Source organism: Victivallis sp. (assembly GCF_048170485.1).
GTDB lineage: Bacteria > Verrucomicrobiota > Lentisphaeria > Victivallales > Victivallaceae > Victivallis.
Window position 1 is genome coordinate 1 of the sequence record NZ_DBEXAY010000173.1, and the last position, 12941, is coordinate 12941.

9 protein-coding genes and 1 pseudogene are annotated in these 12941 nt (G+C 52.9%); 8 read left to right on the plus strand and 2 right to left on the minus strand.

Annotation, left to right across the window (positions count from 1 at the left end):
* The first annotated feature begins 249 nt into the window (after positions 1-249).
* Positions 250-885 carry a hypothetical protein gene (locus ACMLHG_RS09060; RefSeq protein ID WP_417170283.1) on the plus strand — a complete coding sequence of 212 codons (636 nt, stop codon included), beginning with the start codon at positions 250-252 and terminating at the stop codon, positions 883-885.
* Between the two features lie 12 nt (positions 886-897).
* On the opposite strand, the gene ACMLHG_RS09065 is transcribed toward ACMLHG_RS09060, so the two are convergent.
* Complete coding sequence (locus ACMLHG_RS09065) at positions 898-1170, minus strand: hypothetical protein (RefSeq protein WP_417170284.1); 273 nt, start codon at positions 1168-1170, stop codon at positions 898-900.
* Positions 1171-1597: 427 nt separating this feature from the next.
* On the opposite strand from ACMLHG_RS09065, the gene ACMLHG_RS09070 reads away from it, so the two are divergent.
* Positions 1598-1783 carry an SDR family oxidoreductase gene (locus ACMLHG_RS09070; protein ID WP_417170291.1) on the plus strand — a complete coding sequence of 62 codons (186 nt, stop codon included), beginning with the start codon at positions 1598-1600 and terminating at the stop codon, positions 1781-1783.
* A 73-nt stretch (positions 1784-1856) separates the two neighbouring features.
* Here the strand turns inward: ACMLHG_RS09070 and ACMLHG_RS09075 are convergent, their stop codons facing one another.
* On the minus strand, positions 1857-2822 hold the full coding sequence (locus ACMLHG_RS09075; protein WP_417170285.1) for a LacI family DNA-binding transcriptional regulator: 966 nt from the start codon (positions 2820-2822) through the stop codon (positions 1857-1859).
* A gap of 468 nt (positions 2823-3290) precedes the next feature.
* Here ACMLHG_RS09075 and ACMLHG_RS09080 point away from each other — a divergent pair.
* The 6 genes and pseudogenes from ACMLHG_RS09080 to ACMLHG_RS09105 all read left to right on the plus strand — a co-directional run.
* Positions 3291-3410 (plus strand): annotated as a pseudogene (locus ACMLHG_RS09080) (prepilin-type N-terminal cleavage/methylation domain-containing protein); the annotation flags it as partial.
* An 812-nt stretch (positions 3411-4222) separates the two neighbouring features.
* On the plus strand, positions 4223-5128 hold the full coding sequence (locus tag ACMLHG_RS09085; protein WP_417170286.1) for a hypothetical protein: 906 nt from the start codon (positions 4223-4225) through the stop codon (positions 5126-5128).
* Between the two features lie 602 nt (positions 5129-5730).
* Positions 5731-8094, plus strand: coding sequence for a sugar-binding protein (locus tag ACMLHG_RS09090; protein WP_417170287.1), 2364 nt, complete (start codon positions 5731-5733; stop codon positions 8092-8094).
* Positions 8095-8108: 14 nt separating this feature from the next.
* Positions 8109-9650 (plus strand): beta-galactosidase, encoded by a 1542-nt coding sequence (locus tag ACMLHG_RS09095; protein ID WP_417170288.1) that lies wholly within the window; start codon positions 8109-8111, stop codon positions 9648-9650.
* Positions 9647-11806 carry a beta-galactosidase gene (locus tag ACMLHG_RS09100; protein WP_417170289.1) on the plus strand — a complete coding sequence of 720 codons (2160 nt, stop codon included), beginning with the start codon at positions 9647-9649 and terminating at the stop codon, positions 11804-11806. The genes ACMLHG_RS09095 and ACMLHG_RS09100 overlap by 4 nt, the downstream gene beginning before the upstream one ends.
* Before the next feature lie 19 nt (positions 11807-11825).
* On the plus strand, positions 11826-12638 hold the full coding sequence (locus tag ACMLHG_RS09105) for a hypothetical protein (protein ID WP_417170290.1): 813 nt from the start codon (positions 11826-11828) through the stop codon (positions 12636-12638).
* The last annotated feature ends 303 nt before the right edge of the window (positions 12639-12941 follow it).

Below are 12941 nucleotides of genomic sequence, written 5' to 3' on the forward strand. Positions count from 1 at the left end.
GATTGATGTTCCTCGGATCCTCCTGTTGTAATATTGCAGAAAATTCCACCTTTGCAAGGCCACTGGACTTTGCATGCAGATTAAACCCAAGTTTCCACGCTTTTGCGGAAGCGTGCGCTACCGAAACGCTGGGCGCTTACAGTGGCTCGAAGACGTTCTGCCGCGTTTGAATGCCACTCCGGCAGAGCAGATTGATTCTCTGATCCCCAAGGGAGAAGCAAAATAGTCAATGAGCTCAGGCTCATTATTATGAAGCGGGGAATGCCGTCTGGCGCTCAAACGCCAGACGGCCTCATTTTTCTCCTGGGTCTAATTTTTTCCAAAGCTCCACCGCGATATCCCCCTCACCATGGGGCTCACTGGGCATATACGAATGCAGAAACTCAATTAAAATTCAGCAGAAACTCCTATGACTGGCTGGGCAGCGGTATTTATTTTGGGGAAAACGCCCCTTGCCGGGCCATGGACTGGGCGCTTGAATGTCAAAAAAATTCCCGGATAACAAAGGGAAAAGTAATTGAACCGGCTGTGATCGGGGTTATTCTTGACTTGGGGAATTGCCTCAATCTGACGGACTCCCGCCATCAGAATGTAATACGGGAAGCCTACCGCGGCATATGTGACCTTTGTGCGGCACAGTCGGAACAGTTACCGAAAAATACGGAAAAAAGCAGGAAATTGGACTGTGCCGTCATTAATGCGGCGGTAGAACTGAACAAGGAAAAGGGATATCCTGACTTCGATTCAATCAGGAGTCCCTATTTCGAAGGGGAACCTATTTATCCCAACGCATATTTCATGGAGAAGACTCACATTCAAATTTGTATTCGCAATCCGGAATGTATTAAAGGATACTTTTTACCAAGTGATTTTCTGGAAAAGTAAATCCGCATTGGGTCATGCACTCTCCTCCTCGGCTGTATCTTCCTCGCCGCCGTCGAGGATTTCGACGTTGCCGAGTTTTTTGACTTTACCTAGCATGGGGAAGTAGTCTGAGAGTAACGGCTCTTCCTCGGATTCATATCGTTTGCGCATTCCTTCGCTGGTTTTGTTGAGTTCGTAGATGATCTGTTCGAGCTCCAGCGACAGGGCGCTACGCTCGCCGGCCGCGTCGAATTTTTCGGGCGGAGTTGACTGGAGCTTGAAGAGCCGGACGATCTTCGCCGCCAACTCCTGGCGGTTTTTTTCCAGTTTACAACAATAAATATGAAAACACAAGCAAAAAGACGCAATGTGTGCTGAATCGGACTCTTGTTTTGCAGGAAGGAACTTACAGCATCACCCTTGATGGAAAAAGCGAAAAAGACGTGATTGCCAAGACGGAGAGTATTCTGGTGATCTGCTGGGATTGCGCCGGTGACGATGCCACCATTCTTCAGCAAGAATTGACCGGCCAGTTGGACAATCTCCGTCAGGAATTGAACGGTAAAATCGACACCGAGACCAGAAAACTGCAGGATCAGATATCGAATCTGCAGAAGGCTTTGAACGACGCGATCGGCGATCATGACCGGGATCAGGCCGAACTGCTGAAGAAGATCGAGGAGTATAAGAAAGAACTCGCGGATTCGGTTTCCGGCCTGCGGCAGAAGTTGTCCTGGATGAATCGTTATGTACCCGCCGCCGTAACAATTGCCCGCTTCGCCAAGAGGCATCAGCAGAGGATATTGCGCAGGCAGTTGCATTTCTGGCATCTGACGCGTCTGCGAATATCTGCGGAGAACGGCTTGTGGTTGACGGCGGGTGTTCCGCCCAGCATATGCCGGAGGATGCCGATTGTTGAAATGAGTTCCCGGCTCGCGTACTATGCTGGAATGGTTCCGGTAATCAAGGCGCGCCGGGGAGCTGATGCGGTTTTATTTTCCGGGAGGGGGAGCGGTGCTTTCGCGGATGATCAGCTTGGCCGGAATCAGGATGTCTTCCGATACGGTTCTTCTTCTCATCAGTTCCCAGAGCATTTCCACGGATTTTTGGGCGAGGAGTTCAAAATCCTGCATGACTGCGGTCTGGGGAGGAGCCAGAAACTCGGTCATGTATTCCATTCCCTGAGTTACCAGAGAGATGTCGTCCGGAATCCGGCAGCCATGCTGTTTCAGCAGGTGTCCCGCCTGAATGGCATACCCTTCTCCCATCACGATCAGGGCTGTAATTTGCTGTTTGAGCAACCAGTCCATTGCGTCCGGGAATTCCGCGGGTTCTGCAAAAGTACGGTAAAAGGCGGTTGATTCCAGGCCTTTCGCCGCCATGGCTTCCAGAAAACCTTCCTGCGTCAAATGGGAACTTCGCAGCGAAAAATGCCGATCCCGGCGCATCATGCCGATCCGCGTATGTCCAAGGCCGGCCAAGTGTTCCACGATCAGCCGCTGGCCTTGTTTCGGGTCGCTCCGCACGGTATAGATCTGGTCGATGTGACGGCTGAAATCGTTGATGCAAACCAGCGGGCACGATTTCTGGCGGGACCAGACTCCGGCAATACGGTCTTCGCTGCAAATGGAAATCGCTCCGCTGAAAATAATTTCCGAAACCAGTTCCAAGCCTTTTTCTGAAACGACAAAAGGGCATCCGCCTGCGACTTCAATTGCCTGACAGACCGCATATTCAAGACGTGTCCGATACTGCCCGTACTGCGCCCAGTTGGAAATTACTGCGATAGCCGGGGATTTGCGGAGGGCCGTATTGCAGTATTTCAGCTCGGCGGCTAGCGACAGGATATGTTTGCGTACCTCCGGCGCAACCTCCTGCTGGTTATTCAGAGCACGGCTGACCGTGGATTTGGATACGCCTGCATGGCGCGCCAGTTCCCGGATTGTGATTTTTTTCATACGATCGGAGTCAGTCAGGCCCAAGCCGGATCCCTGCAGACGGAGCTTTGTTCCCGATGATTCCTTCTGCTCCTTCTTTTGCTTTCAGTCTGTTCGCGTCACATTTTCAAGCCGGCTTCCCCGAAAAGTCGAACAAACCGGCCGGAAAACGGATGCCGTTTTCTCAAAAAATCATGAACTCCCATCTAATATAAACTTGGATTGCGGAATATCAAGTTTTGTCCCGGAATGTCCCGGGGGAATGAGGTTGCAGACCATTGTTATTTTTCTTTCTTCACTTATATTGACTAAAGATGAAGCACTTTCGGCAGAATGAATTTGCATCGTATTGAGAAAGGAGGACAAAGTAATTTTGAATATAAAAGTTTCGTTCCTGAAAAAAACTTGGTGATTCTTCCGCTTTCGGTCAAGGATGATTTCCCAGAGTCCAGTCGATGAAACAAAACACAGGTAACTATGGCAGGAAAAATGAATGATCACATCTCACTTGAATCGCCCAAAAATACGAAGGAAAATGTAAGATGGAAATTTACTTTGATTGAATTGCTCATTGCAATAGCGATCATCACTATTCTTGCCGCAATGCTTCTGCCGGCGTTGAATCAGGCCAGAGCCCGCGCTCAGGCAATCTCCTGCTCAAACAACCTCCGACAGATCGGGATTGCCGCTCTCACTTACTCCGGGGATAACCGGGATTATTATCCGCTGGCCAATTGGAGGTGGAATAACAAATTCGCATTCAACAATTCCTTCCCGCCGTTGCTTTATACCTATATTTCCGGTTCGGAATTTCCGGTAGAGGGAGCGGTCAGCAAGGTGTATCTCTGCCCGGCGGCAAGGGAAGAAACCTGTGTCAGGGGAAGTGACCGGGATGGCATGGCAATTACCAGTTACGCGTGGAACGCATTGCTCGGACTTTATCAGGGGACCGCTTCGGAGCAGTTCAAATATATGCCGCGCCGGATCGGCAAATGCCGGCAAGCCTCGCTGGCGGTCGTCATCCAAGATCATGATTTCAGTAAGATCTATGGCGGAAATAATTGCGGCATAGAGAGCAACGCCGCCTATTTCAATTATCACACGCAGGATATCGCTTCCCAATGCGCGGCTTTGCCCCATGGCGGGAGAGATAATGTTGCAATGGCGGATGGACATGTTGCCTCGCAAAACCCGAATTATCTTACCGCAAACGATTTTAATTTGCGTTACCTGTACGGTAATAATTATGGTTCGGATGCTTCGACACGTTCGTATTCCGTCTGGCCTTATTGACTGAGCGGACGGGAGCCTGGTTGGGGACAGCGAGTACCAGATAGTTCGGAACTCCCATATTATTAATGAATCAGAGAATTCACAGAATATTTTACATCACGATATTAACTGCAGGAAAGGAGATCACGATGAGATTTGCTGTCATTCTTTTTCTTTTGGCCGGAGCGCTTCAGGCGGAGGAGATCAAACGGCCGGCATGGAACTGGTATGGTGGATGGAAAATCAAGACTGAATCGGCCAGTATTGTCCATACTCCCAAAACCTGGCCTAAACTTGTGCGCACCGTTCCGTTGAAGGCGGATACACTGTATCAATGCAGTTTTTCGTATCTTGCGCCGGAAGGGGGACTGCATTGCCGCGGCGGTAAAAATTCAGTCGTGCTTCCGGCGCAAAAGACGTTTGCTCCGGCAAAGATTTACTTCAAAACCGATGGCGACGGCAAGGCGGAATTAAGCTGGTATACCGAAGGAAGTTTGCCGTATTCCGCCGAGGTCAAAGATATCTCCGTTGAGGCATTTGACGGTGAAAAACATGCGGTGAAACTGGATTTTGACAATGATCCGGGTCCGTTCCCGGTCGCGTTTTCCCGCCATGTCCGCTGGATGCGCGATGGCGGCGACGAACTTGGAACGCTGACAGTCGTGTCTGCCGCTGACCATATTGACGGCGGCAAGGCCATGCGCCTGAAGTGGGATTCCGAGAATCCGCCGGAACGGATCAATGCGGTATCCATGCCGGTTCCGGTCATCCCCGGAAAAGTTTACCGCGTTGGCGGCTGGTTCAAGGCCGACCACGACGGAAAAGCCCAGATCATCGTCGACGGCGGCTGGCAGAAAGGGCTGGAGCACTGGGTGAAATTCAATAACTTCACGGTTTCGCCGGAGTGGCAGCACCGGTCGTTTGAAATTGAAGTTCCGACGGCTGAAAAGATCGTTCAGCTGCAGTCCGGAGTCCTGACATTGTCGATCGGCCTGTTCTGCGGCGGAAGCCGTGAGCTTGATGTCAAGGGAATCACCTGGGAGTTTGTCCGATGAAATGTGTCCTGAGCATTCTGCTGGGAGTGTTTCTGGCCGGGACGGCTGCGGCAAACCCGATCCGCAACTCCAGTTTTGAACTGGATTCCGCCAACTTCGGCGTGGTCCGCTTCGCCCGCAGCGGCGGGGGCTATCTCAAACCGGAGTTTGATTCGGCTTCTGCCGTTCACGGCCGGCAGAGCATCCGTTTTGCCAATCCCAAAGCGGATATGATTGAATTCCTCTCGGCTGAGTTCAAGTTGGAACCGGGGAAAACCTATACGCTTTCTTGGTATATGAAAAGCGACAAACCGGTTCGTATCCGTTGCGGAGTTCTCTCCGGCGACATCACGCCGGAATCCGACGCCTGGATCACGGAACTGCGATGGATGAAGCCGGAACGGGAGTGGAAGCGGTACTCTTTCAGCTTCCGCGCCAAGGGGGATGGAAATTATTTCACCGAGTTCCGGTGGGGGAACTGGGACCGGATTGCGAATGATGCGACTGTCTGGTTCGATGCGTTTCAGATCGAAGAAGGAACCGAGGCGACGGACTACGCGCCGCATGCCGGAGTGGAAGCGGCACTGATCGCCCCGGAACGGATCTGCCTCGGAGAAGCGCAGATGCCGTTGGAAATCGCGGCAGTCAACTACAGTAATTCCGATCAGAAAATTGCGGTGAAACTGACGCAGAAAGAGAGTTTGAGCGGACTTGTGACGCCGCTGGGCGAGTACCAGCTCGAACTGAAGCCGGGGAACGTCGTCCGCCGCAATCTCCAACTTGCCGCCGGTCGTTACGGACACTTCCAGCTTGCGGGAGGATTCACCGGGTCCGGGAGTTCCGGCAGCATATTCCCGATACACTATGCCCGCGTTTTCCCGCCCCGGCCCGGCAAGCCGGATTTGCGCCGGGAGAGCGTGCTTGGAGTGGAGTTTTCTTATGGGGAAACGGCGGAAAACCAGAGCTTTATCCTCGGAGGCTACCGGGGGCTGGAGAGCGATCAGGAAAGTTATATCCGTTTTTTCCGGAATGCCGGCATAAAGTTGCTGCGCAGCGGCAACAACGGCGATGCTTTTTCCTGGAAGCTGATAGAAACGGCTCCCGGGGTATTCGATTGGAGCAATACGGATCGGCTCGTAGAACTGGCCGATCGGAATGACATGCAGATCATGCCGGTATTGGGCAATATGTTTTTTCTGCGGGACAATTACCGGACCGGGAAACGCGATTTTACGCGCCTGCCGAAGTTCGTGGTTGAAAAATCGGATAAGGTTGCAACCAAGCTGTCATGGGACGGCCTGCTGCCGCCGCATGAGATGTGGGAACGTTATGTCCGAGCCATGGCTTCCCGTTACCGCGGCCGGATTGCCGCTTATGAACTGACGAATGAGCCGAACATCTGCATCCCCGGCGAGAAGTATGCGGAGTATGTCAAAATAGCAGGACGCGCGATCCGGGAGACTGCTCCCGGCACAATTGTGGTCGGAGGCGGAATTACATCTGACTTCGGCGGTTCGGCAGGGGCATTCCTGAAAGCACTCGGGGAATCAAAGGCATTGGAGGTTTGTGACGCACTGAGTTTTCACCCTTATTCGTCCCGTCAGGAGAACAGCGCGAACCCGGCGCGTGAGAGCTTACAGCAACTGCGGCGGATGGTTGACAAATACGCAGCCGGAATGCCGCTTTGGAACACGGAGCTTTATTATCTCTGGGGGGATAAGAATGATACCAGACGGATTGAGGCCGGTACGCTGCCGCGGCATTTGGCGCAACGTTTTTTGCTGGATCTAGGGGAAGGAGTCAAGCAGAGTATGTACTTGCCTGACACTTCACTGCTGATGCACGAACTTTCGCCAAGTTGGCAGCAGGTGGGGGAATTTGTGCAGACCGGACTGGTTCCATCCATGCTTTATCCGGCGCATAGCGCATTGGTTCACTTCTTCGCGGGAGCCGTTCCGGTGGAGCGTATTGAGTGGATTCGCGGGATTACCTGCTATCTCTACCGTGACCACGATGGGAAAGAGATCGCAGCTTTCTGGAATAACACGGTTGACCGGAAATTCAAACTGACTTTGAGTGGTGAAGGTATTTCCCTTTATGACCTTTATGGCAATGAGCTGACGGTTCGCGAGGAGTTGCCGGTCGGCCGAAACCCTTGTTTCCTGCGCGGTTCTGATTTGCGCAAAGTGGTTTCAGAAGCGCAGATCGTGCCGGAATTGGCTTATTCCGTAACTGGTGCCCGCCAAAGCAAAGTTGACGGAAAAACGATGCTTGGAATCGGAATCTTCAATCACGGCACTGCAACAGTGACGCTGAAAGTGCGCCCGGACTTTGCCGGAACCGCCAGGACGGTAACTTTGCCGCCTCAGGCGGAGAGCGTGGTGTATTTCCCTTTTGACGGCCCGAGTTATCAGGCGCAGGTGATTATTTCAAACGGGAAAGAGTTCCGGCGCTGGCCGGTTTCCTTCAAGCCAGTGAGTTTTTGCCGCAGTGGCGAGAAATGCGTTGTCGGAGAGCTATTCAGTTTTCAACCTGACGTGACTGCAACGGCCTTGAAGTTATCGATCCGGGTGAATGATGCCGAGCGCGGAGTGAGGGAGAAAGGGGCTCCGTGGAATGGTGACACAATTGAACTTTTCTTTGACACGTGCCCGGAGAGCATGCTCGATTTCCCCGGATATACCCCGAACGTCCATCGGCTTTTTCTGTCGCCGGCATCGTTGAACGGCTTGCCGGCGGCGCTGCAGGCAAGCAGCGGCGTCAATACCGCGAAGATCCGGTGGAACATCACTGAAGATGCCACCGGCTATACGGCGGAACTTACGGTTCCGTGGAGCTGCCTCGGCCTCGCTGAACCTGCACTGCTCGGATTCGACATTGCCGTGGACAACACCGACCGCTTCGGGAAGCGGAATCAAACCGTCTGGGCCGGAGGTGAGTTCAATCATAAGGACAGAACACACTTCGGCACTCTTTTGAAGGAATAGTGAAGGAACAGGTTATGGAACAGTTTTTCAGATTACCGGATTCAGATGACCTGAATCGGTATGACAACAATCCGGCTCCGCTGGATCAACAGTTCGGTATCCGTCCGCTCGGAACGCTGAAACCCCTCTCCAGTCATGACATCACCAGTTCCATCGCGGGAATCGGCATGGAAACGCTCGATCGCGACACCTATGACCCGACGCCCCTTTACGATCCCCTCTGCGCCGCCGGTTGTAAATGGGTACGACTGCAGACAGGTTGGCTCAAATGTGAAAAGACAGCGGGGGTTTATGATTTCGCCTGGCTTGATGCTATTGTGGACAATCTGCTTCAGCGCGGCATTCAACCCTGGTTCAACACCGGATTCGGCCACCCGATTCATACGCCTGTTCCCGCCTATGAGGAGCTGTTCCGGCAAAGTGGAAATTCTCCGGCCAATGGAATGGTGCGGGGCTACGTCGGCGAGGTTCCACTTTATCATGGCCCACGGGCGATGGCTGCTTGGAAAAATTATCTGGCCGCAATGGCAGAGCATTTTTCCGACCGTGTGAGACACTATGAAATCTGGAATGAACCGGATGTTCACCGCGTATTCTGGCGTCATCTCGGTCAGCCAGTTCATGCAGATCTGAAGGAAGAACTCCGGCGGATACGAATTGCAGAAGATTATGTGGATTTCGTAAAGGAAAGTGCGGATGCGTTGCGTAAAACATTGCCGCAGGTCAAGGTTATCGCCACGATTTCACATCCCGTTTCCGATCACGTCAGAGTTGCCGGTATCAGGCGGCTTGCGGATTGGGTGGATATCATCAGTTATCACAATTATGCCAACACCCCGGAGGCTGAAAACTGCGACAAGGTTGCTTTCTTCCGCAGTCACCTTTCTGTTCCAGGGAAAACAACGGAGTTCTGGCAGGGCGAAGCCGGGCGGGCAACCCATCCGCATCACAGCGGCTGTTATATTACGTCAGAATATGTTCAGGCCAAGTATATTCTGCGGCGTCTGCTGTGCGATTTTCAGACCGGGATGAAAGTTTCTTCGATCTTTACGGCGTCGGATTTGCGTTCCTATTATCCCGATGGATCTGATCAGGAATTCGGGATTTTCAAAGCGGACCCCGTGCGGCCCAAACTGGGATTCTTCGCCTTTCAGGCAATGGCAACACTGCTGGCAGAGGCTGAATCGACTTCCCGGATGATGATTTCCGGAAATCTGATCAACGGCAACATGGCAGGAAGCAGACTGAATTATCAGTTCAATTCGGTGGCTTTTCTGCGGCATGAAGTTCCGGTATTTGCGCTGTACCTGCCGGAAAGCGTTGAAATCTCGGTACCTCCAATCCGGTGCGAGGTGAAAATTTCCGGGGAGCTGGGCTACCGTTTTCGGGAACCGGTTCTGATTGATCCACTGCGGCACAAGGTGTATGCGATCGACCGAGAAATTGTGAAATATCCCGACTGGGCGTATGGTTCCGCAATTATTGCGCCGTATCCAGTTACTGATTATCCGATATTTATGACAGAACGTTCTGCAATTGAACTGGAGAGAGCATGATGAAGAATTTTTTTGAGGATAGCCGTTTCCTTTACGGAGCTTCCGTCGCTCCATACGCGAAGTCCTCCGATTGGCCCGCCGAAGAGTATGAACAGGATATGAAAGAGCTTGAAAAGCTCAATTTCAATGTAATTCGCATATTTGTCCCGCAGGATCGCATTGAGTACGCGGAACACCGCTACGATTTCTCCCGGCAGGATGCTGTAATGGATCTGGCCGCCCGGCATGGAATTGGCGTATTGCTGACTGTTGGCGGCGTATTCGACAATCTTCAGGGCATCTATCCACCGCAATGGCTCGCCCGTGATTATCCGGTACTGCCGCCGCAGGCAAGTCCCGGAGCCGGCGGAAATAACTCAGGACCGCGGGTACGGATCTGCCTTGATGATCCGCTGTGGCGCAGCAGGGCGTTTGAGTTCATCGCTCTGGCTGTGCGTCGCTATGCTGAACACCCGGCGGTATTGGGCTGGATGAACTGGAATGAGCCGTGGCTTGGGTGCTGCTATTGCGGGCACACTCGCAGTCGTTTCCGCCATTGGCTGAAAGAGCGTTACCGGAATGATCTGAAAATGATGCTGAAAGCGTGGAGCACGGAGTTCCCTGTTCTTTTCCGCGACTGGGATGAGGTTGAGCCTCCGCAGGGCTGCGGCTTTTTGTATGGTGGTTTTGTCGCATGGCGCGACTGGCATGAGTTCAACCAGTTCCGGCTTGCTGAGGCGATGGGGGAAATCCGGCGCATTATCCATGAAAATGATCCGTATGACCGGCCGGTAACCGGCAACATCTGCCTGACACACGGATTCCGCGGTGTCTTTCCCGAAGTTAATATCCGACCATCGGAAGTTGCGAAGAGCTTTGACATTCCTGGCTTCTCCTATTACACTGTTGCGCATGGCGAAGGAAGGTGGTTGACACCTTTTACAAAATCTCTTTATGTCGACAGTTTCCGCTGGATGTCCCGCGATCCCCTGCGCCGTACTCTTGTGCTGGAAACGGAAGCCGGTCCCAATGTCGCCATGCTGACACCGCAGGAACGGATTTTCAACAACTGGCTGGCGATCGGACACAACGCAAAATCATTCGTCTGCTGGAACTATCGTACCCGAATCTCGGACAATCAGGTCGCCAACTTTAATTTGATGCGCTGGAACGGAACGCCGTCGGCCCGTGCCCGGCTCCATGCGGAACAGGCGAAACTGTTGAGTCGGCATGCGGCACTGCTTAATACGGCCTGTCCGCGGCCCGCCGCTGCGGTTCTCGTTGCGGACCGCCTCATGACGCTGCTGATGTCATCCTATATCCAGACGGGCGACGGCAAGATTATTTCCAACCACTATGAAGACGGCATCGAAAACAGCATTCGTGGTGCATTCAAGGCATTGTGGGATATGAATATTCCGTATGACGGAATCTCCGAGTTCAATTTAGGCGAACTGAAACGCTACCGGTTGTTGCTGTTGCCGGCAGTCGAAAATATGACGCAGGAAATAGCGGATGCCATCCGGGATTTCACGGCAAATGGCGGCACCGTGATTGCCGAGTCGCCGTTTGCATTCAAAGACGGCAACAATATGTTCAAGGGATATGCTCCGATCTGTGGCCTTGAACAGGTATTTGGCGTAACCATGTTTGACCGGGAAGGCAGGGAAACTGCGCCGGAGATGGAGTATCCGGCAGGCAAAGCTCCCTGTTGCTTTTACTGGCATGTGCTCGAACCAGCCGAAAAACTTGAAGCTACGGTGCCTTATGAGGATGGACGATGTGCCATCTCCAGCTGCCGTTTCGGTAAGGGGACAGCGATTCTGGCCGGCACGGAGATTTTCCGGCAGTATTACGAATCTCCTGCTGCGCCAGCTGTGGAGTGGCTCCGGGAGACGATTCTTACCTCCGGTGTGGCGCGCAATGCCGAACTGCTTCAGGATGGGCACTGTTGCGATGGAACCGGCATTGAAGTCTGCCGGCTCTTCTCTGATTCCGCGGAACTCTGCATTCTGCTGAACCACAATCGGGAGCCGCAGAAGTTCCGGCTTGTACTGGAGCGGGAAAAGGAGTGGAGCGACCTCGTGGCGGGCACTCCTGCCCCACTGGATCAGGAACTGGAGCTGCCGGGGCTGGGAGTGCGGGTTCTGCAGCACCGTTTTGCAGCGAAGCAATGACTGTAAGGAGTACTCCGGAATGAGAAACGATGAAAATTGCCGGTCCGTGAAAACAGCGCCAATTGTGATCAAAGGCGGGCATTGGTGTGACGGTTTGATTCCGCAGCTTGAAGTCGATGGATGCTGGCTTGACGTGCGGCAGTGCGCGACTCGCGGGATTGCGCTGAAAGAACAGCGCCGGGTGGAGGCGGACCGGGTGACGATGTATCTGGAATTGGTTAATTCCGGCGCGGGGTTCCGCTGCGGCGGTTTTCGCTGGCGATATCGGACTGGAAACCGGAACGATTTTCTGGGGCTTCCCGGCAGCCGTCTGCATCTCTATCTGGAGGGATGGAGCATGCCGAGCGGCTGTGGCGCGCGGCGGCCGGGGGACCGGGACTTCAGGCTGAACCCGGATTATGTCCGTTATGCAGTCTGCCGCCCGGAGTCTTATAAGCCAGAAATGGAGAATTGTTTTCGGGCGGAACACCTGATCGAGGTCAATGATTCCGAAAGCGGCGATTGTCTGGTGATCGGCTTTCTGACTGCCGCTCGGATGTTCGGGCGTTTTGAGCTTCAACTCGGCAGCGGCAGGTTGGAGAAACTCGACATCATCGCTGATTGCGATGACAGGCCGGTGGATGCCGGGGAAACGCTCCGGTCTGAAACGCTCTGCTTCCTTCCGGGGACGGATGGGTATGAAACTCTGGAAACATTTGCGGATCGGTGGGGCAAAGCGATGCATGCCCGCCATTCCTCCGATATTCCGACCGGTTGGTGCAGTTGGTATTATTACTACGACCGCGTCAGCGAAAAGGATATCATGGAGAATCTCTTATTTCTGTGCGCCTAGGGATAAGTTCTAAGTTTGGAGAGCTTGTTGGAGTTTCGTCAAGAAAAGTATCGGCATGGGAACATGGTAAGGCGATACCAACAGCAGAACAGAAAGATAAAATTTGTAATATAGCAAGAGATCTAAAGAAGATTGATGCCCAATAACGCATTGTAAAAAATTCCTAAATCCGTGAAATAACAGGTAAAATTAAAGTTAAAACAGAGGCAAACCTCTTGGGTTGCAGTATATTACATGAGAATACAACATAACGAATGGACTCAACCCGATAGGAGAAACGATGGCAACGCGGTTTAAAATTAC